The organism is Mesorhizobium sp., from assembly GCF_024509055.1.
In the GTDB taxonomy this organism is placed as follows: Bacteria; Pseudomonadota; Alphaproteobacteria; order Rhizobiales; family Rhizobiaceae; genus Mesorhizobium.
Genome location: NZ_JANINM010000217.1, coordinates 1 through 23,318, shown reverse-complemented (window position 1 = coordinate 23,318; position 23,318 = coordinate 1). Strand labels below are relative to the sequence as shown.

The 23,318-nt window shown below is 63.3% G+C and carries 21 protein-coding genes and 1 pseudogene; 13 read left to right on the top strand and 9 right to left on the bottom strand.

The annotated features are described in order from the left end of the window. Positions 1–3 precede the first annotated feature (3 nt). The gene (gene fabG / locus Q0L57_RS10450) at positions 4–741 is read right to left on the bottom strand and encodes a 3-oxoacyl-[acyl-carrier-protein] reductase (RefSeq protein ID WP_296742184.1); all 738 of its coding nucleotides are present in this window, start codon (positions 739–741) and stop codon (positions 4–6) included. A gap of 57 nt (positions 742–798) precedes the next feature. Beyond that, a complete protein-coding gene (gene fabD, locus Q0L57_RS10445) occupies positions 799–1,740 on the bottom strand; it encodes an ACP S-malonyltransferase (RefSeq protein ID WP_296742181.1) in 942 nt (313 codons plus the stop codon). Positions 1,741–2,040: 300 nt separating this feature from the next. Between fabD and Q0L57_RS10440 the strand changes: the two genes are divergently transcribed. From Q0L57_RS10440 to Q0L57_RS10405, 8 genes are all read left to right on the top strand, one after another. Further along, entirely contained in the window at positions 2,041–3,969 is a 1,929-nt protein-coding gene (locus Q0L57_RS10440; RefSeq protein ID WP_296742178.1) for an LTA synthase family protein, read from the top strand. Positions 3,970–4,144: 175 nt separating this feature from the next. Further along, on the top strand, positions 4,145–5,110 hold the full coding sequence (locus Q0L57_RS10435; protein WP_366940888.1) for an ABC transporter substrate-binding protein: 966 nt from the start codon (positions 4,145–4,147) through the stop codon (positions 5,108–5,110). Between the two features lie 7 nt (positions 5,111–5,117). After that, positions 5,118–6,068, top strand: coding sequence for an ABC transporter permease (locus Q0L57_RS10430; protein ID WP_296742173.1), 951 nt, complete (start codon positions 5,118–5,120; stop codon positions 6,066–6,068). Then, positions 6,043–6,894, top strand: coding sequence for an ATP-binding cassette domain-containing protein (locus Q0L57_RS10425; RefSeq protein ID WP_296742171.1), 852 nt, complete (start codon positions 6,043–6,045; stop codon positions 6,892–6,894). Before Q0L57_RS10430 ends, Q0L57_RS10425 begins: the two co-directional genes overlap by 26 nt. Positions 6,895–6,913: 19 nt before the next feature. Further along, a complete protein-coding gene (locus Q0L57_RS10420) occupies positions 6,914–7,675 on the top strand; it encodes a TetR/AcrR family transcriptional regulator (protein WP_296742169.1) in 762 nt (253 codons plus the stop codon). Between the two features lie 19 nt (positions 7,676–7,694). Then, positions 7,695–9,059 (top strand): aminotransferase class III-fold pyridoxal phosphate-dependent enzyme, encoded by a 1,365-nt coding sequence (locus Q0L57_RS10415; RefSeq protein ID WP_296742167.1) that lies wholly within the window; start codon positions 7,695–7,697, stop codon positions 9,057–9,059. Between the two features lie 60 nt (positions 9,060–9,119). Further along, positions 9,120–10,289 (top strand): acetyl-CoA acetyltransferase, encoded by a 1,170-nt coding sequence (locus Q0L57_RS10410; protein WP_296742165.1) that lies wholly within the window; start codon positions 9,120–9,122, stop codon positions 10,287–10,289. Continuing rightward, positions 10,286–11,899: an acyl-CoA synthetase gene (locus Q0L57_RS10405; RefSeq protein ID WP_296742163.1), complete on the top strand. Its 1,614-nt coding sequence runs from the start codon at positions 10,286–10,288 to the stop codon at positions 11,897–11,899. Before Q0L57_RS10410 ends, Q0L57_RS10405 begins: the two co-directional genes overlap by 4 nt. Before the next feature lie 136 nt (positions 11,900–12,035). Here the strand turns inward: Q0L57_RS10405 and Q0L57_RS10400 are convergent, their stop codons facing one another. From Q0L57_RS10400 to Q0L57_RS10380, 5 genes are all read right to left on the bottom strand, one after another. Beyond that, a complete protein-coding gene (locus Q0L57_RS10400) occupies positions 12,036–12,953 on the bottom strand; it encodes a LysR family transcriptional regulator (protein WP_296742160.1) in 918 nt (305 codons plus the stop codon). A 91-nt stretch (positions 12,954–13,044) separates the two neighbouring features. Further along, positions 13,045–14,205 (bottom strand): aminotransferase class V-fold PLP-dependent enzyme, encoded by a 1,161-nt coding sequence (locus Q0L57_RS10395; RefSeq protein ID WP_296742158.1) that lies wholly within the window; start codon positions 14,203–14,205, stop codon positions 13,045–13,047. A gap of 12 nt (positions 14,206–14,217) precedes the next feature. Continuing rightward, on the bottom strand, positions 14,218–14,916 hold the full coding sequence (locus Q0L57_RS10390; protein WP_296742154.1) for an ABC transporter permease subunit: 699 nt from the start codon (positions 14,914–14,916) through the stop codon (positions 14,218–14,220). A 34-nt stretch (positions 14,917–14,950) separates the two neighbouring features. Next, positions 14,951–15,637: an ABC transporter permease subunit gene (locus tag Q0L57_RS10385; protein WP_296742152.1), complete on the bottom strand. Its 687-nt coding sequence runs from the start codon at positions 15,635–15,637 to the stop codon at positions 14,951–14,953. Between the two features lie 50 nt (positions 15,638–15,687). Beyond that, positions 15,688–16,455, bottom strand: coding sequence for a transporter substrate-binding domain-containing protein (locus Q0L57_RS10380; RefSeq protein WP_296742150.1), 768 nt, complete (start codon positions 16,453–16,455; stop codon positions 15,688–15,690). A 286-nt stretch (positions 16,456–16,741) separates the two neighbouring features. Between Q0L57_RS10380 and Q0L57_RS10375 the strand changes: the two genes are divergently transcribed. After that, positions 16,742–17,686 (top strand): ornithine cyclodeaminase family protein, encoded by a 945-nt coding sequence (locus Q0L57_RS10375; RefSeq protein WP_296742147.1) that lies wholly within the window; start codon positions 16,742–16,744, stop codon positions 17,684–17,686. A 10-nt stretch (positions 17,687–17,696) separates the two neighbouring features. Further along, complete coding sequence (locus Q0L57_RS10370) at positions 17,697–18,815, top strand: aminotransferase class I/II-fold pyridoxal phosphate-dependent enzyme (RefSeq protein ID WP_296742145.1); 1,119 nt, start codon at positions 17,697–17,699, stop codon at positions 18,813–18,815. Positions 18,816–18,818: 3 nt separating this feature from the next. Here Q0L57_RS10370 and Q0L57_RS10365 read toward each other — a convergent pair whose 3' ends face one another. Then, positions 18,819–19,211 (bottom strand): RidA family protein, encoded by a 393-nt coding sequence (locus tag Q0L57_RS10365; protein ID WP_296742143.1) that lies wholly within the window; start codon positions 19,209–19,211, stop codon positions 18,819–18,821. A 156-nt stretch (positions 19,212–19,367) separates the two neighbouring features. On the opposite strand from Q0L57_RS10365, the gene Q0L57_RS10360 reads away from it, so the two are divergent. After that, on the top strand, positions 19,368–20,606 hold the full coding sequence (locus Q0L57_RS10360; protein ID WP_296742141.1) for a Zn-dependent hydrolase: 1,239 nt from the start codon (positions 19,368–19,370) through the stop codon (positions 20,604–20,606). A 45-nt stretch (positions 20,607–20,651) separates the two neighbouring features. Here Q0L57_RS10360 and Q0L57_RS10355 read toward each other — a convergent pair whose 3' ends face one another. Beyond that, the gene (locus Q0L57_RS10355; RefSeq protein WP_296742138.1) at positions 20,652–22,280 is read right to left on the bottom strand and encodes a pilus assembly protein; all 1,629 of its coding nucleotides are present in this window, start codon (positions 22,278–22,280) and stop codon (positions 20,652–20,654) included. 467 nt (positions 22,281–22,747) lie between these two features. Here Q0L57_RS10355 and rpsF point away from each other — a divergent pair, with 467 nt between their 5' ends. Next, positions 22,748–23,239, top strand: a complete 492-nt coding sequence (rpsF, locus tag Q0L57_RS10350) for a 30S ribosomal protein S6 (protein ID WP_296742135.1) — start codon at positions 22,748–22,750, stop codon at positions 23,237–23,239. Beyond that, positions 23,239–23,318: pseudogene (locus Q0L57_RS10345) on the top strand (30S ribosomal protein S18); the annotation flags it as partial. The gene rpsF and the pseudogene Q0L57_RS10345, both read left to right, overlap by 1 nt.

Sequence of the window (23,318 nt, the reverse complement as noted above, 5' to 3'; positions counted from 1 at the left end):
CCGTCAGATCATCGCCATGCCGCCATTGACATGGATGGTCTGGCCGGTGACGTAAGCCGCCTCATTAGAGGCGAGGTAGGCAACCGCGGAAGCAACTTCGGGGCCGGTGCCCATGCGCCTTGTCGGGATGGCGGCCATGATCGCCTCTTTCTGCTTGTCGTTGAGCTTGTCGGTCATGGCCGATTCGATGAAGCCCGGGGCGACGCAGTTGACGGTGATGTTGCGTGTGGCGATCTCCTGCGCCAGCGACTTGGAAAAGCCGATCATGCCGGCCTTGGAGGCGCAATAGTTCGTCTGCCCGGGATTGCCGGTGACGCCGACCACCGAAGTGATGTTGATGATGCGGCCATGGCGGCGGCGCATCATCGGATGCGTCAGCTCGCGGGTGAGCCGGAACACGGCGGTAAGGTTCACCTCGATCACGGAATCCCAGTCGGCGTCGGACATGCGCACGAACAGGCCATCCTTGGTGATGCCGGCATTGTTGACCAGGATGTCGACGCCTTCGAGGTCGGCCTCGGCCTTCTGGCCGAGCGCCTTGACCGCGTCGCGATCGGTTAGATCGGCCGGAAAGAGCTTTACGCGGTCGCCGAGCTCGCCTGCCAGCGCCTCCAGCTTCTCGATGCGGGTGCCGTGCAGGCCGACGATCGCGCCCTGGCTGTGCAGCACCCTGGCGATCGCCTCGCCAATGCCCCCGGATGCGCCGGTGACGAGCGCCTTGCGGCCGGTCAGTTCGAACATTCCTATCTCCCGATCTCAGAGAGCACCCTTGGCACGGATGCGATCAAATCGCCAGTCTCAGCCGAGCGAGGCGAGCGCCGCCTCGACTTCCGCCGGCGTGCCGACAGCGCTGGTCGCGATATCGCGGTTGATGCGCCGGGCGAGGCCCGACAGCACTTTGCCGGCGCCTACTTCGTAGAGGGTCGAGACGCCGTTGGCGCCGAACCACTCGACCGTCTCGCGCCAGCGCACGCGGCCGGTCACCTGCTGGACGAGGCGGCGGGCGATCTCGTCCGGATCGGTGGTGGGCGTGACGGTGACGTTTGAGACGACGGGAACGACCGGAGCGGTCTTGGTGACCGCGGCCAGCGCCTCGCGCATCGTGTCGGCCGCCGGCGCCATCAGCGCGGAATGGAACGGTGCGGAAACCTGCAGCATCAGCGCCCGCTTGGCGCCCTTCTCGGTGCAGAGCCTGGCCGCCAGCTCGACCGCGGCCCTGGCGCCCGAAATCACCAGCTGGCCGCCGCCATTGTCATTGGCGATCTGGCAGACCGAACCCGTGGCCGCTTCGGCGCAAGCCGCCTCAACGTCGGCCTGCTCCAGCCCGATGATCGCCGCCATGGCACCCTCGCCCGCCGGCACCGCCGCCTGCATGGCATTGCCGCGTATGCGCAACAGCCGCGCGGCATCCGCGATTGACACGAAGCCCGCCGCGGCAAGTGCCGAATATTCGCCGAGCGAGTGGCCGGCGACGTAAGCCACCTTGTCCTTGAGCGAGAAGCCACGCGATTCCAGCGCCCTGAGCGCCGCGAGCGACACCGCCATCAGCGCCGGCTGCGCGTTCGCGGTCAGGGTCAGCGTTTCTTCCGGCCCTTCCCAGATCAACTTCGACAGCTTCTCGCCAAGCGCCTCGTCGACTTCCTCGAAGACGCGGCGCGCCTCGGGAAAGGCATCGGCAAGGTCCTTGCCCATGCCCACGGACTGGCTGCCCTGTCCCGGGAAAGTGAATGCAACGGCCATATTGGGCACTCCAACGGCAGGTTTTTCCCTGCCTCTGCGCAAGGCGGACGGCCAAGTCAAGTCCGCGAACGCCCGTCCAGCCGCTATTTTCAGCCGAAAAACGCGGCTGACTCCCTGTTCCAGAAGGCTTTTTTACAATCACACCTGATAACAAACGCTCACGTTTAGTTTGCTGGCTCTTCTTATTTCCGCCACAGGCGCTAGCTTTGCGTGACAGTTTAATGACAGCTGCGTGACGCGCGTGTGGAAGACGCGCTTCACGCGAATAGAAGACGCGTGGCGGGTTTGGGGGAAGTGACGTTGGCAAGGATCAGGAAAGGCGCGGCCAAACCCGCGCCGCAGTTTTTGGAAGATGATCCATCCACCGGCTATCTGCCGGGGCGGGCCTGGCCGACCATACGCTACGGCCTCGTAACGCTTCTCACCGCCGCGCTCCTGGTGTTCGCCATCGAGTGGATTTTTCGCGGCGACTTCTCCGGCGCGGTCGGCTTTTTCCTGCAGCCGTTCAAGCCGGGCTGGACCACCATCATCGTCTTCGCGCTGGTGTTGATCGGCCTCGACGCCATACTCGGCCGCAGCCACCAGAGCCTGATGATCGTCGCGCCGCTGACCTTGGCGCTGGCCTTCGTCGGTCACCAGAAATCGCACTATCTCGGCGATCCGCTCTATCCGACGGATTTTCTCTTTGCCCGACAGATCATGGCGCTGATGCCGCTCCTGGTGCGTGAGCGGCCGTGGACGGCGGCGCTGCTAGCGGTGGCCATCGTGGGTGGCCTCGCTCTGCTCGTCCATGGCTGGCGTTACTGGCGCCGTCGGGTGCCGATCCTCAGCCGCAAGGGCCGGCTGGCACGGCTGATGCTGGCGGTACCGGTGCTTGCCTGCTTCGTCTCGATCATGGACTACGCAACTTTCTCGTGGACGCGCGACCGCCTGCAAATCATCCCGATGATGTGGGACCAGAAGGAGAACTACGCCTCCAACGGCTTCGCGCTGGCCTTCGCGCTCAACGTGCCGATGGCGCATGTCTCAGCGCCGGCGGGCTATTCGGAAAAGACGATGGCCGCCATCCAGCGGCCGGAAGTCACCGCCTCGGTGCCCAACGACAAGCCAGACATCATCGTCGTGATGAGCGAATCCTTCTGGGATCCGACGCAACTGCCCGGCGTCACCATCAGCCCCGATCCCATCCCGACCGCCAGGGCGATGCGCTCAGGCTCGATGTTCTCACCGGAATTCGGCGGCATGACCGCCAATATCGAGTTCGAGGCGCTGACCGGTTTCTCCAACGCCTTCCTGCCGGCAGGCTCGATCCCCTACCAGCAATATGTGCGCACGCCGACGCCGTCGCTGGCGACCTTCCTGAAGAGCGAGGGTTACAGGGCGCGCGCCATCCATCCGGGCACCAACTGGTTCTGGAACCGCGGCGCGGTCTATGCCGATTTCGGCTTCAACGACTTCCGCTCGGAAGAGACGCTGCCGCCGATGGAAAAGCGCGGGCCGCTGGCTTCCGACGCGGCGATGACCGACGAGATAATCCGCGAGGCCGACGCCGGCGACGATCCGGTGTTCCTGTTCGCCGTCAGCCTGCAGAACCACGGGCCTTACGAGCCGAACCGCTATCCCAACCCGACCCATACCGTCGATGCCCCGATCAGCGCATGGGCGCGAGCATCGCTGCTCTCCTACGCCGAAGGCTCGGCCGACGCCGACCGCGGGTTGCAGCGGCTGGTCGAGTGGGCCAAGAAGCGCCAGCGGCCGACGATCGTGGCCTTCTTTGGCGACCATCTGCCGCCGCTCGGCCCTGTCTATGTCGAGACAGGCTTCCTCAAGGACAATGTCGCGCCGCGCAAGGAGCCGACGCCGGAAGCGGCGCTCGATCACCACAATACGCCGCTGGTCATCTGGTCGAACCGCTCCGGCCTGGTCCAGAACATGGGAGCAGTGAGCCCGGCCTTCCTGCCCTACCACATCCTCACCACAGCCGGCATCACGCACCCCTATTACACCGGCTTCCTCGGCACGCTGCGCCAGCACTATCGCGTGGTCGACCGCAACCTCTTGCTGTCGCCTTCCGGCGAAGCGACGCCGGACTGGTCGAGGCAGAAGCAGATCGATCCAGGGATCAACGATTTCCGCCTGATCCAGTACGACATGATGTTCGGCAAGCGCCAGGCAGCGCCCGACTTCTTCCCCGAAACGGTGGCCCCGCTCGTCGCCCATACGAGCTGAGCCTCTGGCGGTTTTAGTCCACATTGCAGCGGGCGTAGCGAGCACGGCCCGCGACCGAATGGCGTTCGAGCCGTCTCTGCCGGGAATTCGCGCTTGACAAAAACTGAAACTGAATTCATTTTCATTCTTGAGACTAAAAAGAACGACGAATACGTCGAACCAAAGGGGAACCGAAATGAAGATATTGATGGCATTTTCGTTGGCTAGCAGCACGGTTCTAGCCCTTTCAGCCAATGCGCTGGCCGAGGATTCCGCCCTGTCAGGCAAAACCGTTTGCGTTAACAGATACGCCTCCGCCCCGGTGATTGATGACATTCTCAAAGGCATGGACGCTGGGTTCAAGGCTGCCGGCGGCGAGAAGATCGTCCAGAACATCCAGAATCCCGAGGCCGATGCCGCGACGCAGCAGACGATCGCCCAGCAGTTCGCCAGCGGCGGATGCGACGTGATCGTCGTAGTCGGCACTGCCGCAGCCCAATCGATCCAGCAAGCCACAAAGACCGTCCCAGTCGTGTTCGCTGGGGTCTCCACTCCAGTAGAAGCGGGATTGATCAAGGCGCTCGACAAGCCGGGTGGCAACATGACGGGGGTTTCCGATCCGCTCCCAGTCGAATCCGAGATCGACGGCATGCTCGACATCCTGCCGTCCATCCAGACCATTGGCCTGATCTACAAGGTCGGCGATCCCGCGGGCGACCCGCTCGCGGCCCGCGCAACCGCGCATATCGAAGGCAAGGGCCGCAAGCATATAACCGCCGGCATTGCAAATGCGGGCGAGACCACGCAAGCGGCACAGTCGCTGGTTGGTCGCGTGCAGGCAATCGAGTTTCCGTGCGATACGACCACGATCTCGGGCATGGCCGGCGCGCTGAAAGTGGCAAAGGACGCGAAGCTGCCGGTGTTCGGCTGCACCTCGGATGCGGTCAAAGGTGGCGCAATTCTAGCGGGGAGCTACAGCTATGTGGACGTGGGAACTGAAACGGCCAAGCAGGTGATCGCGGTGCTCAAAGGTCGTGACACAGCGACAATGCCTGTCATTGTGCCGAAGATCGCTGGCTACGAGATCAACAAGACCGAGGCTGCGGCGCTCGGGTTGACGATACCGGCCGGCATGCTTTCTTCCGCGGTCAAGACCTATTGAGGCGACCATGATTTTGGACGTGCTTTTGATCGGTACCCAGATCGGGCTGCTCTACGCTCCACTGGCGTTGGGAATTTACCTCGCCATCAACGTGCTTAGCCTGCCGGACCTGACGCTCGAAGGTTCGTTCGGCATTGGAGGGGCTGCTGCGGCAAGCAGCCTCATCATGGGCTTCGATCCACTGTCTTCGCTAGCGATCGGTATGTGCGCGGGAGGGATTGCAGGGCTGATCACCGCCCTGCTCCATGTAGTGCTCCAGATGAATGTGCTGCTCGCCGGAATTCTGATGACCACCGCGGCATGGTCCGTCAGCATCGCGGTGATGGGAACGGGCAATGTTTCCCTGGTTCGTTTCGAGACCTTGTTCACCTGGGTCGAAAATGGCGGGCTCGGAAATCAGCTGGCGACCATTCTCGTCGCCGGGGCCGTCACCCTGGTTCTGGCGCTCTTCCTGATATGGTTGCTTCACACAGGGTATGGGTTGGCCACCCGTGCCACCGGGCTGAACATCCAGACCGCTCGCGGGATGGGCATCCGCACCGAAAAGCACCAGATCTTCGGCTTGATGATGGCTAACGCGCTCGCGGCCGCATCAGGCGCGCTGGTGGCCCAGAGCCAGGGGTTCATGGACGTCTCGATCCAGGGCGGCGTCATCGTTGTCGGACTGGCCGCGCTTACGATCGGCACAAGCATGATCCGCTCGGACAAGGTTGCCGTCGGCATCGCCGCCGTCGTCGTCGGCGTCGTTATCTATCGTTGCATCGTTGCGCTCAGCCTAAGACTTGGTGTGCCGCCCAATTCCGTGCGCCTGATCACGGCCATGTTGGTCTTCGCCTTCATCGCGGCGCGTATTCACGCCAAAGGCAGTTTCGGCCAGGCCGGCTTCGAAAGCTGGCGCAGCCGCCGCCGCAAGCACCTGCAGTTTCTGGAGAATGACCGTGTCTCAAGCCTTCTTTGAAACGCGATCGCCGGTTCCCGCAATCAGGCTCTCGAATGCGACAAAGCGCTTCGCCGGGCTGGGCAAGCGGGAGGTCTTCACGGCGCTGGACGGGCTGAATGTCAATGTGGCGCCCGGCAGTTGTGTGGCCCTCATCGGTTCGAACGGCGCAGGCAAGTCGACGTTGCTCTCCATCCTGATGGGCACGCAATTGCTCGACGAGGGGTCGCTGCACATTGACGGCAAGGATGTCAGCGAAGAGCCCTCCTGGAAGCGTGCTTCCCGCATTGCCCTGGTGCGTCAGAATCCAGAGCACAACGTCCTTTCATCACTCAGCATCGAGGAGAATTTTGCGCTGGCGATCATGGGACGCGAGCGTGCTTTCGGCTTGCGGCGCTACAACCGCGCAGCTGTGCGAGAGGCGGCTGCCCAGGCATTGTGCAAGTTCGGCATGGGGTTGGAAGACCGGCTCACCGAATCCACCGGCACACTCTCCGGCGGGCAACGCCAGGCCGTTGCCATGGCAATGGCGGCGGTGCGCAATCCGCGCGTGCTTTTGCTCGATGAACATGTCTCCGCGCTCGACCCAAAGCGGGCGAAGCTTGTGGCCGAGGTTACCGAGGACATCATCCGGGCGCAGGCCATAACGACCATCATGGTCACCCACGATCTCGGTCATGCCTTGGCGCATTCGGACAGGGTCTTGATGATGCACAGGGGAAAAGTGGTCATGGACCTGTCCGGCAAGCAGAAGTCCGAGCTGGATCTGGCCGGACTTGCGGCGAAATTCGAGGTTCTGGTCGGCGAGGCGCTTCCCGACCGAACGCTTCTTGCGGCTGCCTCCTGAACCGATGAAGCGAGCGATCATGGATACGCCCCACCCATCGACAACGAACTCTGCCGGCTCGTCCATCGCGCTCGGCGATCGCTATGTGGCGGAGCTCAATGCGCAGATCACAGGCAGCAATGGCGAAGGCAAAAGCGCTCGAACCCGTGCCAAGCTCAAACGCGCGGCAGTCGACTGCCTGACAGAAAACGACCTTTCCAACCTGACCATCAGCGCGGTGACTGGCAAAGCCAAGGTGGCTGCCGGAACCTTCTACCTGCATTTCGCCGGCATCCGTGAACTGGCAATCGAGGTCTTTTCGGAATTCGCCGCGGTCGATATCGCCCCGGCTATTCCGGAAGGCAACGAGTTCGACGATCTGTTCTCGCGGATGAAGGCGACGTTCCTGGAAATCGTGGGGGCCTTTCGCCGCCGCAGGAAACTGTTCCGCTCACTGTTTCAAATGCGCAGGCAAGATCAGGAAGCCAATGAAGTCTGGCTGCGATTGACGGCGCAATGGGCCGACGTCCTGTCCGAAATCGCCATGAAGCATACGAAGCGCCCGGTGCCAGCCGCGTTCGACCGGTTCGTGGGACATGCAACCAGCGCCTTCGCTGACGAGATCATGACGCGCATCTACGTGGACGAGATCTTCGGCAGCGCATTTCCGGAAGACCCCAACAATGACGGGCATGTCGCCGAGCTGCTCGCTTTCACCCGCCACCGCATGCTCTTCGGCAACGATCCCGACCCTGCGCTTCTGAATGCGACTTCGCCTTTGCGCCCGGTCGGCACCCTATGACGACTGTGAGGAACCAACCATGACACTGCGCTATCAGCATTTCATCACGCCTGAGGGCAGCATGGAGTTCCCTAAGGTCGTTCGTGGCGAGGGCGTCTACATCTGGGACAGCACCGGCCGCCGCCTTCTCGATGGTTCGTCGGGCGCGATATCGGTCAATGTCGGCCATGCTCACCCCCGGGTGCTCGAGGCCATGCGCGATCAGATGAGCCGCATCGTCTATGCCCACAGCATGCGCTGGGACAACGATCCAAACGAGCGGCTGGCAGCGCGCCTGGAACGGATGAGCGACTGGGGCTATGGGGCCGCGTTCTTCGTCTCTGGCGGATCCGAGGCGAACGAGGCAGCAATAAAGTTCGCACGACAGGTCGCTGTCGCTCGCGGCCAGTCGTCGCGCTACAAGATTATCAGCCGCATTCCCTCTTATCACGGCGCCACTACGGCCCTGCTGGGTATTACGGGTGACCCCGACTATGCCGCGGCCTACAAGCCGATGTTTGTCGACATGCCCAAGGTCGATGCCCCGCTGACCTACAGGCGGCCGAACGGCGAATCCGAACAGGACGTCGTCGATCGCTGTGTGCGACAGTTGGAGGAAACAATCCTTCGCGAAGGCCCGGAGACCGTGCTTGCCTTCATGATCGAGCCCGTCGGCGGCGTGTCGACCGGCGCGCTGGTGTCGCCGGACAGCTACTCCACCCGGATCCGCCAGATCTGCGACCGACACGGCGTCATGCTGATCTATGATGAAATCATGAGCGGGGCTGGCCGCACCGGCAAGTTCCTGGCCGGGCATCATTGGCCCGATTGCCGACCCGACATCGTAACCCTGGCCAAGGGCGTCAGCGGCTCCTACGCGCCGCTGGGGGTTGTGCTGGCATCCACGGACATGGTCCAGGATGTTCGCCGCGCCGGCGGATTCAAGCACGGTCATACATATTCGGCCAACCCGGTCAGTTGCGCGGCCTCCGACATGGTCCTCCGTGTCGTTGAAGAAGACGGCCTCATGGAGCGGGCGACCAGGCTGGGCGCCTTGATCCGTTCCAGGCTTGAGGCCCTGAAGCAAAAGACAGGCGTCATCGGCGACATCCGCGGGCTGGGGCTGCACATGGCGGTCGAGATCGTCGCGGACCGCGTCACCAAGGAGCCGTTTCCGGGGCATATCAAAGCTGGCGAGCGGATCGGGATGATCTGCCGCGAGCATGGGCTGCTGCTCTTTTCTCGCCGCACCGCCGGCGGTTCGTTCGGGGAATGGCTGATGCTGTGCCCGCCGCTGACGATCAAGGAAGCGGAGATCGAGGAAATGCTGGAATCGTTCGAGGCCGGCATTCGCGCTTTCGAGAATGAGGTGGCGCAGGAGCCTGTGCTGCGCGCGACGGCTTAGCCGGACAAGACTCGTTTTGAAGCTTTCAACGGCGCCGACGCGGCGGCCGGAGGACGAACCATGACCAAGGCACAGATCGTCGGCTGGGCTCATTCGGTTTTCGGAAAGTCGGCCGCCCCTGACACCGAAACGCTGATGGCGCAAGTGGCGGGACCGGCACTGCGCCACGCAGGTATCGAGGCTACCGATGTCGATGCCATTTTCGTCGGCGTCTACAACAACGGCTTCTCGCGCCAGGACTTCCAGGCGGCGCTGGTCGGCATGAACCACCCGGCGCTCGCGGAAACGCCTGCCACCCGGTTCGAGAACGCCTGCGCGACGGGTTCGGCGGCGTTGTTTGGGGCGCTCGACTTCGTGGAGGCCGGGCGTGGACGGATCGCGCTGGTCATCGGCGCGGAGAAGATGACCAGCCTTCCGTCCAACCAGGTCGGCGATGTCTTGATGTCCGGCTGCTATCGGAAGGAGGAAGCCGAAATCGAAGGTGGCTTCGCCGGGGTCTTCGGGCGCATCGCCCAGTCCTATTTCCAGCGATACGGCGACCGGTCGGGGGCGCTGGCCGCGATAGCCGCCAAGAACCATCGCAACGCTATGGACAATCCGATAGCGCATATGCGCGCGGACCTTGGATTCGAGTTCTGCAACACCGTCTCGGAGCGGAACCCGCTCGTTGCGCCACCGCTTCGGCGAACGGATTGCTCGCTTGTGTCGGACGGCGCCGCCGCGCTGGTCATCGCGGATCAGGCTACGGCAACGGCCCTGCAACGGGCGCTGTCGTTTCGAGGACGCTCGCAGGCAAACGACTTCATGGCTTTGAGCCGCCGCGACCCGACCGAATTCGCAGGCGCCAGGCGCGCTTGGGCGAAGGCGCTGGGCGAAGCGCGCCTATGCCTCGACGATCTCGATCTCGTCGAGACGCATGACTGCTTCACCATCGCCGAACTGATCGAGTACGAGGCCATGGGACTGGCAGAGCGCGGCCAGGGCCACCAGGTGATCCAGGATGGCGTGTCCGAGAGATCGGGACGGCTTCCGGTCAATCCTTCCGGCGGCCTGAAGGCAAGAGGGCATCCGCTCGGCGCCACCGGCGTTTCGATGCATGTGATGGCGGCGCAGCAACTCACGGGCGACGCAGGCGCCATGCAGATACCCAGCGCCGCCATTGCCGGCGTCTTCAACATGGGCGGCGCTGCGGTCACCAACTATGTCTCGATACTGGAACGCGCAAGATGAGCGAAAACCCAATCGGCACCGTGAAACCTGTCTCCACGCGGGTCATGAACCTCGCACATTTCGTCACCCAGGCGGCACGCCGCCACCCTGATCGCGTCGCGCTTGTGAGCCGGGCGCGAATCCTGACCTGGAAAGAACTGGACCAGCGGATCGACGCCATGGCCTCGGCCCTGGTCGATCGATTTGGAGTCCGCAAAGGGGATCGCGTGCTGGTGCAGTCGCAGAATTGCAACCAGATGTTTGAGTCCATGTTCGCCTGTTTTCGGATCGGCGCAGTGTGGGTGCCTACCAATTTCCGCCAAACACCTTCCGAGGTGGCCTATCAGGCCGAGACAAGCGGCGCCGTGGGAATGATCTGCAATGCTGCCTTTGCCGGCCATCAAGCCGCCTGCGCGGCTGCCTCGGGTTCGCTTCGTTTCTACGTAAGCATCGGCGCCGCTTCGTTCGGTCCGGACTATGACGCCATCGTCGCGGAGCACCTCGGCAAGAGAATTGAGCCGGCACCTGTCGACCGCGACGACCCGTGCTGGTTCCTGTTCACGTCGGGAACGACGGGGCATCCCAAGGCTGCCGTGCTGACGCACGGCCAGATGGCGTTCGTCATCACGAACCATCTCTGCGACCTCATGCCGGGCACGACCGAGCAAGACGCCTCGCTGGTGGTCGCCCCCCTCTCCCACGGAGCGGGCGTCCACCAATTGACGCAAGTCGCCCGCGGCGCCGCCACCGTGCTCCTGGACACGGACCGTTTCGACGTCGAAGCGGCATGGGCTCTGGTAGAGAAATGGCGCATAACCAACATCTTCACCGTTCCGACCATACTGAAGCTGCTGGTCGAGCATCCGTCGGTCGATCGCTACGATCACTCGTCGCTGCGCCATGTCGTCTATGCCGGCGCGCCGATGTATCGCGCCGACCAGAAGGTCGCGTTGGCCAAGCTGGGGCCGGTTCTCGTGCAATATTTCGGCCTTGGCGAGGTGACGGGGAACATCACGGTCCTTCCGCCGAACCACCACCACATCGACGACGGTCACGGAGCCAGGATCGGGACCTGCGGGTTCGAGCGTACGGCCATGCAGGTTTCCATTCGAACGCCGGAAGGGCATGAGGTCCCACCGGGACAGACCGGGGAGATATGCGTCATCGGACCAGCCGTCTTCGCGGGCTATTACGATAACCCGGAGGCCAACCAGAAAGCGTTCCGCGACGGCTGGTTCCGTACGGGAGATCTCGGCCATCTGGATAGCGACGGCTTTCTCTATATCACCGGCCGGGCGTCTGACATGTACATATCGGGCGGGTCGAACATCTATCCCCGCGAAATCGAGGAAAAGATCCTTGCCCACCCCGACATTCACGAAGTCGCGGTTGTCGGAATGCCAGACCCCGTCTGGGGAGAAATTGGCGTGGCGGTATGCGTGACGAAGGCGAACTCGTCGATTACCGTTGCGGAACTGGACAACTGGCTGACGGGAAGGATTGCTCGCTACAAGCAGCCGAAGCTTATTCGGTTCTGGAACGCGCTCCCCAAGTCGGGCTACGGCAAGGTGGCCAAGAAGGAAATCAAGGCAATGCTTGCGCCGGACGGGGCGAGCCTCCCTGAATCATGAGCCGGAGCAGTTCAGTACAAGCCGCATCCTTGGAGAGCATGCTGGTTTTCCCCGGAGGGGCCAGCGCATTACCACACATACAAACTGAGTCGCCTGCAGGCGCAGCTTCGGACGGTTGCGTCCAAGCGCGGTGCGCCTACTGCCGCGCTATTTCATCGAGGAAGCTGCCTATCAGCGCGTTCTTGACGATCTTGCGGTTGGCGATCGCGGAGAGTTTCGTCTTCTTGACCACGTCGCCGGCAAGGATCGGCCGGATCTCTCCCCGCTCCTCCCATATCCGCGCGAAATGGGTCGGGAGAAAGCCGAGATAGCTCCCCGACAGGATAAGGAACAGCACCCCCTCGGTCACATGCGAAATCGCTTTGAGGGACATGTTCATGCGATCGACATAGGATCGCTCCGCCTCGGAATAGCCGTGCTGCACGAACGCCCGTCCGGAGAGGTCGGCGATCTGGATGCCGCTGTCAGCGATCGGCCACAGCGGGTGCCCTGCCCCGCAATAGAGATGGCTTACTTCCTCGAAGAGGGTCACGGCCGAGATGTCGGGATGCTCCGATTCCAGCACCGTCACGCCGACATGGATTCGCATCTCCTGGACGGAGCGGGTTATCTCGGCGGAGGATCCGGAAATGACCCTGAGGCCGACATCCTTGTGCTTGCCGCAATAGGCTGAGATCGCGCGATGCAGCGCCGAGTCCGATTGGGTGACGATCGTATCGACCAGGCCGATGTACAGCGTGCCGGTCAGCCCGGCCATCGTATCGTTGATCTGGGAGCGGAATATCTCCAACGAGGCGAGCAACTGGCTCGTTGCGGCATAGGCCCGCTCGCCTTCCGGCGTCAGGCTGAAGCCCGACCGGCCACGGTTGCAAAGCCGCATGCCGAGGCGGATCTCCAGGTCGCTCATCTGCTTGCTGATCGCGGATTTGGACGCGCCCAGCTCGACCTCGGCCGCCGAGAAGCCGCCGCAATCGACGACGGTGCGGAAGATGCGGAGCAACTTGATCTCGGCGTCGCCGATCTCACCGGTGAAAAGTCGATGTGGCCAGTTCATGCCTGATCATTGCAAAGGCGGACAATGTCTGCGCCCGCCTGAGCAATGTTAGGGGCTTGCAGGGGCGCCTTCAAGCGGCTCCGTAAGGTGCTCAGAGCGCCGCGCGGATGGCAGCCAGACCGCGCCTGATATCGTCGCTGGAGTTGTAGAAATGCGGCGAGAAGCGGATGAAATCCTTGCGCAGCGAGGCGATCACGTCGTTCTGCTTCAAGGTCTTCGCAAATTCGGCGCTGTTCTTGCCCGCAAACCGCGCCGCCACGGTCGCCGAACGCTGCGCCGGATCGGTCGGTCCGAGCACCTCGGCGCCGAGTTCACGAAGCCCCTCGACCAATTGGGCCGATATCTTCGAATTGTGCTCCTGGATCTTGCGCACGCCTGTGTCGAGCAGGTAGCGCAGGCCGACCGTCGCGCCGATCGCGGTGCCATAGGCCATGGTGCCGAACTCGTAGCGTTTCGCTCCTGCCGGCAGCTCGATCCTGTCGGCCTGGAAATCCCACATGTCCTTATGAGATCGCCAGCCCAGCAGGCCGGGATTCATCTCCTGCATTCGCGGTGAGACATACATCAGGCCGGTGCCGAAGGGGCCGCAAAGCCATTTGTAGGTGGACGTCGCCACGGCATCCACGCCGCTGCCCACGGCATCGACCACGACCTGCCCCGCCGACTGCGTTCCGTCGACGACGCACAGCGCTCCATGGCGGTGCGCCTTGTCGGCGATTGCCTTCAGATCATAGGTCTGGCCGGTTCCGTACTCGACATGCGAAATGCAGACGACCGAAGTGTTGTCATCGATCGCGCCCAGCAGTTCCTCCGGATCGATGGCCAGACCGTCGCCTGGCTTGACCCAGCGCATCTCGGCGCCAGTGTGCTGCGCAACCCGCATCCAGGGATAGACGGTGCTGGGATGCGTGATCGTCGTGGCGACGATGGTCGACCCTCTCTTAGGCATGGCCGCCCAGGCCAGCGACGACATCAGCACCGTCTCGCTGGAGGCCACCGCGATGTCGGCAGGCGTCGCGTTAAAAAGTTCCGCGGTGGCCGCGTTCAGTTCATCGAAACACTTGACCTCGGCTTCCTCGTCGAAGGCCACCGTTCCATCGTCGGCGAGCTGAGTCTGCCAGCGATTGATCGCCTCGGCCGCGCCCTTGTGCGTCAGGCCGACCGATGCCGCATCGAGGTAGACGTAGGATTGTGCCGGCGGAAAAACCTCCAACGATGCGAGGCGGCTCTCGGTGTTCGCGAAATTGTCCAAGGTCAGGCTCCTTCAGGATCGTGATACTTTGAGATGCGAGAGGTATTTGCGCTCGATCCGGCGAAACGCCGCGGTGATCAGGAAGGTGAGCGCAAGGTAGATGACGGCGGCGGCGAGCAGGCCTTCGGAGGCGAGGTAGTATTTGTTGTTCAGCATCCTGCCCGCGCCGAGGACGTCGATGATGGTGATCGTGCTCGCGACCACGCTGCCATGCAGCGTGAAGATCACTTCGTTGGACAAGGGCGGCAGCGCGCGTCGCCAGGCGGACGGCAAGACGACCAGCCAGAACTGCTGGAAGCCGGACAGGCCGAGCGCCTTGGCAGCCTCGACCTGACCTGTCGGCACGTTCTCGATCGCGCCCCGGAATATCTCCGTGAGATAGGCAGCGGAGCAGAGCGTGATGGACAGGAAGGCGCACCACCACGCCTCGCGCAGCAGGGGCCAGAGAAACGAATGGCGCACGAAGTCGAACTGGGCCGCGCCGAAATAGAGCAGGTAAAGCTGCACGAGCAGCGGCGTGCCCCGAAACACATAGGTGTAGGAGAACACCAGCCTGTTGAGGACGCGCATCCTTCGCGCCCGGATCACCGCCAGGGGAATGGCAAGCGCGCCCGCGAGCAGAAGCGGTATCGAGACGAGCAGCAACGTGTTGATCAGGCCCCGGGCGAAAAGAGGCCAGTTGTCGATAATGACGCCGACATCGATCGGCATGAACTCCTGGAGACGGGACCACGCGCCGTTCATCTCAGGCACGTCCCGAGGCGCGAAGCCGCTTCGCCAGCATGCCGAGTCCCACGTCCGACAGGGCTGTAAGAGCGAGGTAGACGAGCAGGACGATGAAGATGAAGGAGAAAGGCTGATGGGTCGTGCGACCGGCGGCGTTGGCCTTGTTCACGATATCCTCCAATCCCATGACCGAAGCCAGGGCCGTCGTTTTCATCAGGCTCAGCCAGTTGTTGGTGAAGCTCGGCAGGGCGTAGCGCACGAGCTGCGGCCAGATGACCAGCCTGAAGAGCAGCCAGCGGCTGAGACCGAGGGCCTTCCCGGCTTCGCCCTGGCCGCGGGGGATGGACAGGTAGGCGCCCCGGAACGTTTCAGTCATGTACGAACCAAAGATCACGCCGATGGCGGCGACGGCCACGGTAAACGGGTCGAGGTCCATCCTCTTCCAGAGGCCTGTGACATCGCCGATCCGGTTCACGACCGCTTGCCCGCCATAGTAGAGGAGCAGCATCAGCACGAGGTCGGGAATGCCCCGGACCAGCGTGGTGTAGGTCTCGGCCGCACGACGCGCGACCGAGAATGCCGATGATTTCGCCCAGGCTCCGAGCAGGCCCAGCACCGTCGCCGCCAAGAGCGAGCAGACGCTGAGCGCGACCGTGACGTAGATGCCCCGCAGGACGAAAGGCAGGTATGCGAGGGTATCAGCCACGGTCAGTCCAGATTTCGGGGATCACACGCGGCCGGGTGCGAGCACGCCGGTCACTTGCCGTAGATGTCATAGCTGAAATACTTGTCGTTGATCGCCTTGTAGGTGCCGTCGTCGCGGACTTCCTTGATGGCCTTGTTCAACGCCTGGCGCAGTTCGGTGTCCTCTTTCCGAAGGCCGATGCCGATGCCCGCGCCGAAGCAGCCGGGTTCGCTGACCGGGTCGCCATGGAAGCTGAAACCCTTGCCGCGCTCGGTTTTGAGCAGGCCGTAGTCAAGCTGGATCCTGTCGGAGAAGACGGCGTCCAGCCGGCCGGCGCTGACATCGAGGAACATGTCCTCGGCATTCTGGTAAACCTGGATGCTGGCGGCCGGATAGGTCTTCTCCAGATAGCATTCCGCCACGCCCGGAATGGTGCCGATCTTCAGCCCGCCAAGGGCCTTGTCGGCGAGATCGATCTTGGTCGCGTCGGGCGCGACGAAGGAGGCGGCCGTGCGATAGTAGGGATCGGTGAAGTCGATCTGCTTCTTGCGCTCCTCGGTGATGGTCATGGAGGCGAAGATGCCGTCGAACTTCTTCACCAGCAGCCCCGGGATCATGCCGTCCCAGTTCTGGGCCACGAAGGTGCAGGTGCGGTTCATTTTCTTGCAGAGAGCCTGCCCGAGCTCGATTTCGAAGCCCGCGATCGAGCCGTCCGCGGCGCGGAAATTGAACGGCGGATAGGCGGCCTCGGTGGCGAATGTAATGTCCTCGGCAGCGGCCATGACCGGCGTCAGGGCGATACCCAGCGCGCCGATCAAACCAAGCAGTCTGTTTCTCATAGCTTGTTCCCCTGTATTCCGCGGGCAAATGCCGCGAGCTGACGAAGCGCCATCCCTCAGGTCCGCCCGACGATCTTCTTTTCCCGGCCGAAGCGGACGTAGCGTTTGCATATAGCGCGACTGCGTCGCTTCAAATTCGGCCTTTTACGGCTCCAGAATTAGTGCAGCCGAAGTTTCATGCGTTACCTAAATGCTCAAGCCAGCTTTCCAAATCAGGCAACCAACCGGCGACCGGTCCCATGCTAGGCGGTCGGCTATCGAATTGATCGGTCCCGGGGAGACGAGATTGACGAAGGTCGTGCCGCTCGAGCAAATCCTGAAAGCACTGCCGGACATCGATGTTATCGGCGAGATCGAGCGCGGCTTCGTCGCCTTGTCCGAGGGAAAGGTCGAGGTTCCGCCGGTGGGCGAACTGCTGTTCCCGGATGAAAACGGCGAGCTTCACATCAAATATGGCGCCGTGCGCGGCGACGATGTGTTCGTCGTGAAGCTCGCAACCGGGTTTTTCAACAATCCGAAATTGGGACTGCCGCCATTCTCAGGCTGCATGCTGGTGCTTTCCGCCAAGACGGGACAGGTCGTTTGCATCCTTCTCGAGGAAGGCGAGCTCACGAACCACCGGACCGCCGCCGCGGGCGCGGTCGTAGCGCGTCACCTGGCGCCACCGCGGCTGGCGACCATCGGCATCTGCGGCTCCGGCGTGCAGGCGCGCCTGCAGGCCGACTATCTGCGCCGCGTGACGCAATGCCGGGACCTCGTCTTGTGGGCGCGCGACAGCGGTCGGGCGGAAGAAGCCGTGCGCGATATCGCACGCATGGGCTACGACGCGCGCGTCGCGGCGAGCCCGCAAGAGGTTGCCGCGTCGGCGCAGTTGATCGTCACGACGACCGCGGCGCACGAGCCCTACCTGCTCGCCGATTGGATCAAGCCCGGCACGCATATCACCGCCATGGGATCGGATACGCCCGAGAAAAACGAGATCGATCCGATGATCCTGAAGTCGGCTGGCATGGTGGTCGCCGACAGCATACAGCAATGCCAGTTGCGTGGAGAGATACGCGCCGCGATAACCGCCGGCGTGTTGCGGCGCGAGGGCATTGTCGAGCTCGGAAACGTCATTTCCGGAAAGACGGGCCGTCGCTCGCCTGACGACATCACGGTGGCCGACCTGACCGGTGTCGCCGTGCAGGACATCATGATCGCCAAAGCGGTCGTCGCGCGAACAAACTGAGGGGTGCCGCATGCGAATTCCGACCTTCATCCTCGAGCGAAGCCAAACGCTTTACGAGAACGATGTCGCCATCAACCTGACGGAGAGCGGCGTTCACCCCGCGGCCATCTCCGACATCCTGTCCGAAGCCGAACTGGCCGAGCTCGCCGCCCTGCCCCTGGGCTATGGCTATACGGACGGCACACCATCACTGCGCGACGCCGTCGCCGCCTGGTATCCCGGAGCGGGTTCGGAAAACGTGCTGATCGCGCACGGCTCGTCGGAAGCGAACCTGCTCACCTTGATGGCACTTGCCGAACGCGGCGACCACATCATCGTCGTCGTGCCGAACTTCATGCAGATCGATGGCCTTGCGCACAGCCTGGGCATCGACGTCACGCAGGTCGCATTGCGGCCGGGCGATGACTGGCAGCCCGATATCGCCGCGCTGGAAGCGGCAATCGGCCCTCGCACGAAGCTGATCACCCTGTGCGATCCCAATAACCCGACAGGCACGACGCTCACGCAATCGTCCCGGCGGGCGCTCGCGGAACTCAGCGACCGCACGGGGGTCTGGCTGCATGTCGATGAAATCTATCGCGGCTCGGAGATCGACGCCGTCGACGCGCCGACGATCTACGGTATGGGCAAGCGGGTCATCGTGACCGGAGGGCTGGCGAAATCGTTCGGCTGTCCGGGATTGCGGATGGGTTGGATGATCGGCCCGCAAGCCCTGGTGGCGGAGTGTCACCGATTCCAGGACTATACGAGCATCGGCACCGGCGTCGTCTCGCAATTCATTGCCGAAAGAGCGCTGCGCGAACCTGTCCGCGGCAAATTGCTGTCGCGCGGTCGCCATATCCTCGCTGCCGGCCGCCAGCGGGTGGCCAAATGGCTCGACGGGCGCGACGGCTGGTCCTGGGTCGTGCCGCAGGCAAGCGGCATGGCATTCCTCCGCTACGACATGGATGTTCCGTCGGAGGCTTTCGTGGACGGACTGCGCCGGGCCAAGGGCGTCTTCGTTTGCGCCGGTAGCTGGTTCGGCATCGAGGGCCATATCCGTGTCGGCTTCGGCGTCGACCCGCATCACCTGGAAAGCGGCCTGGCCGGTATCGACGACTATCTGCGCGAAGAGCGGTCGTTCAACTGAGCCTCACGGCTCCTCGCGGCCTCCCGCCTCCGCCCCATAGGCGACGACCTCCAGCTCGACCAGTCCGCCATAGAGCAACTCGGCGACCGTGACGATCCGCGCCGGCTTCGATTGCGGGAAATATTTCGCGTAGGCGGTTTCGAACTCGCCGGCGTCTTTTGCCTCCCGCAGATAGACGCTGATCTTGACGATGTCCGAAAGGCGCAAGCCCGCCCTGCCCAGGATGTCCTTCACCTCGAGCATGATGCGATCGGTCTCGGCCGCCACGCCGCCGCTGACGATCTCTCCATCAGGACCGAAACCGGCAAGACCCGACAGGAATACGAAATCGCCGGCGCGGACGGCCTCCGAAATCGCAAGCCCTTCCACGTTGGGTCCCGCAATGAATTCTATCATCGTGCTCAATCCCCGATCTGCGTCGATACCAGCAACGCATTCATAAGACCGGCGGCTCGCCATTGGTTATGAGATGTGGAAACTGACCTTTAGGAAAAGAGAAACGACGGTTCAGGTACCGCCGTGCAGGCTGAACGGGATGCAAGGGAGAACGCCGTGGCGCAACCGATCAACATTGACCCCGAACATGTCGAGCGGCTGATCCTCGACCTCGGCGAATTCGGCGCGCATAGCGGCACCGGCGTCTGGCGCACGGTCTATTCGCCGGAGTGTGTGGCGGCAGCCAAGCATTTCGCCGGCTGGTGCGCAGAAGCGGGCCTGGCCGTGCATCACGACGCGGTCGGCAATGTGTGGGGAAGGCTTGAAGGCCGCGAGGCCGGACCTTCGATCGTGTCCGGGTCGCATATCGACAGCCAGAAGCCGGGAGGCCGCTATGACGGCGCCCTCGGCGCCATCGCCGCGCTGGTCGCGATCGACGCGCTTGCCAGGCAATTCGGCAAGCCGCGCCGCACGCTGGAGGTGCTGGCGCTTTGCGAGGAGGAAGGCAGCCGCTTCGCCGCGGCGAGCCTCTGGGGCTCGCGCGCCATCACCGGCTGTATCGAGCCGCGCGAACTCGACGAACTGCTGGACCACGACGGTGTCTCCATTCGCCAGGCCATGCAGGACGCCGGGCTTGATCCGAACGCGCTCGCGACGGCGGAGCGCGACGACATCGACACATTCGTCGAGCTGCACATCGAGCAAGGGCCCGTGCTCGAAGCCGCCGGGCTCGGCGTCGGTCTCGTCACCGCGATCAACGGCCTTCGCCACTACCGCGTCGAGCTGACCGGCGAGGCAAATCACGCCGGCGCGTTTCCGATGGACGCGCGCCGCGACCCGATGGCGGGCTTTGCCGAAATCGCCAGCGGCGTCATCTCGACGGCCGAGCGCTGGGGACGGCCAGCCGTGACGACCGTGGGACAGGTCAATGTGGAGCCCAATCTGCCGGCCATCATTCCCGCGAAGGTCAGTTTCATGATCGATGCCCGGCATCCCGATCCGGACGCCGTGCAGCGGCTTTATTCCCTGCACGAAAATCTGATCCGCGAGGTCGCCGACCGCCGTGGCCTCGGCGTGAAGATCACGGTGCTGGAAAACCAGGCGCCCCTGATCTGCCACCCCGAGGTCGTGGCGGCGATCAAGGCTACCGCCGAGGAGCAAGGCATCAGGCTCGGCGCGCTGCCCAGCGGCGGCAGCCACGACACGCAGCAGATGTCGAGGATCGCCCGGGCGGGAATGATATTCGTCAGGAGCAAGGACGGCAGAAGCCATACGCCCGAGGAATTCTCCTCGATCGACGACATCGTCGACGCCATAAAGGTGCTGGCAGGGACGCTCTACAAGCTGGCGTATTGAAGGGGGCCCGACCGGGCAGCAAAGCGCCCGGTGACCTTGGCGCCCTCAATTCGTCAGCTGCAGCCTGGAGAACTTGTCGGCGATCGCCTGGAAGACGTTCGGCAGTTTGGCCGGATCCTCCACGGCGTAATAGTCGCTCGGGTTGGAGGCGCAGGCGCTGTAGAGTGACCGGTTGGCCGCCGTGTCGGCCTGCAGCACCATCGTATAGAGCTGCACGCCCTGGTTCTTCAGCTGCGTGCAGACATCCTTGGTCCAGCCGTCGACGTTGCGCGCCGCGGCCGTCTGACTGGTGGAGCCGAAGCGGCCGCCGGCAAGGTAGCCGTAAGACGTGTAGTCCGACTTCTGCGGCGTGTTGCTGGCGCCGTAGACGACGTTCTCGCCGTCGGTGAGCAGCATGACGACCTTGGTGACGCCCGGCGTCTTCCATGGCGCGGCATCGGTGTAAGGCGGCTGCGGCGACAGCACCCGCATACCCCAGGCGAGCCCCTCCGACACGTTGGTGCCGGAACCATTCCATTCGGTCATCTGGGCGGCCGCCGTGCGCAGCTTGTCGAAATCATCCGACAGCGGAACGATCGGCGTCGGACAGGCGCGGTTGGGGCCGATGGTGACCGGGTTGCCGGTCTCGGTGATCACCTGGCTCGTCGAGGCGACGTATTTCGCAATCGTCTTCAGATCCGCGGTCTGCAGCGCATTGAGCAGCCCAGTCAGCAAGCCGCTGAGATCGATGCCCAGTATGTTGCGGTTCAGCTTGCTGTTGTCGATGGTGTCGTCGAGATAGGAGTTGTTGTAGCCGGTGGACGAATTGCCATAGGAGGCCGAGGGCTTCCTGGCGACATCGGGGTCGTCCGGCGCGAAATAGGGCACGAACAGCGTGTCTGGCTTGGACGGGTCAGGCGGCGTATCTGCGATGTTCAGCGTCCCGGGCCGGGCTTCGACGCAGCCTTTCCAGCCCGTGTTGTTCCAGCCGCCCTTCAGGCCTAGCTGCTTGAACAGCGCCATGTGGTTCGGCCGCTTGCCGTCGACGACGGGGAAATTGATGCCGTTGGTCGACGACTTGCCGTCCATGTCGATCCAGGCAGGATCGAACCCGGAACCGTTGACATTGACGGCGGTGACAAAGGGCACCAGCGATGCCCGCACCAGGCGGGTCGGCGACTTGACCGCCTCGAGATGGTCGAGCAGCGACTTCGTCGCCTGCCTGAGCGCGCTGATGCGGGCGCCGGCCATCGAGCCGGTATTGTCCAGCACCAGGACCACTTCGAGCTGATTGTTGGATTCGACCGCCGAGGCGTTGACGGTGATGTGCTTTTCGCCGCCGAACAGGAAGGCGAAGTTGAGATTGACGTCGGCGGAGGCGACGGCCTTGGTCTTCACGAAGTTGATGCCCTTGTCGACGGTGAGCGTGGCCTGCGCATTGGCGAGTTCGCCATGGTTCGCCACGTTGACCTGGAAGTAGCGGTTGAAGACATCGGTGCGCGACGCGTCGGCATCGCCGAGATGCGAGGAGGCGAGATTGGCGGCGTCCACCGCGTTCTGAAGGTTGTTCTTGGCCCGCATCAGCGTCGAGACGTCGGTGGCGAAGGCGATCGCGGTCAGGACCGCCGGCACGCCGAGCGCCAGCATCAATGCGAAATTGCCGCTCTTTGAGCGCCAGAACTGCCTGAGAAGCATTCCCTACCCCCGGAATTGCCCGACCTTCAACCGCAACGCGGCCCCACGCGTACCCTGATGCGCCACCCATGATAAATGAGTGGTTGCAACCGGATGCAACCTTGCATGGTGGTTAAAACGGGATTACCGGGAAACCGATGAAAGCGGCGTCGCCAGCCCCTTGCATCCTGGGCTGCGACACCGTGGAGCGCGTATTCGGCCCGCTGCTCCTGCCTTGCGCCTTGCCTTCCACGGGAATTGCTGTATAGACGCCCGCAATCTGCCGGTCCTTGCTGGGGGCTGAACGGAGGGCCGTGGCTTTTTATCAAAGGCCATGCCGCGAAGCCAGAAGCGCTTCCGCCTCCCGTGTCTCCGCTCTCGACCGTCTCGCGATGCTCCTTTCTTCCCCGCCTTGCCGGGTCAGACAAGTTGCAGAGGCTTAGCCGCGAGGGCCGGTCCAGAGAAACGAAGAAAGGCACTAGGACATAATGGCTCTTTACGAACATGTGTTTCTTGCCCGGCAGGACCTGTCGCAGCAGCAGGTCGATGCGCTTGTCGAACAGTACAAGGGCGTCATCGCCGCCAATGGCGGATCGGTCGGCCGGATCGAGAACTGGGGACTGAAGTCCCTCACCTACCGGGTCAAGAAGAACCGGAAGGCATACTACACGCTGATGGACATCAACTGCCCGCCGGCCGCGCTCAACGAAATGGAGCGCCAGATGGGCCTGTCGGAAGACGTCCTGCGTTTCCTGACCGTCAAGGTCGAGGCGCATGAGGAAGGTCCGTCGGCCATGATGCAGAAGCGCGAGGAGCGCTCCGAGCGTGGTGGCTTCGGCGATCGTGAGCGTGGCGATCGTGGCCCGCGTTCGTTCGGCGACCGCGACCGCGGCGACCGTGGCCCGCGTTCGTTCGGCGACCGCGACGACCGTGGTCCGCGCCGTCCGCGCGAGAACGTTGTTGAAGGGGGTGCAGAATAATGGTCGACATCAACCAGATCCCGACCCGGCGCCCGTTCCATCGCCGCCGCAAGACCTGCCCGTTCTCCGGCGCCAACGC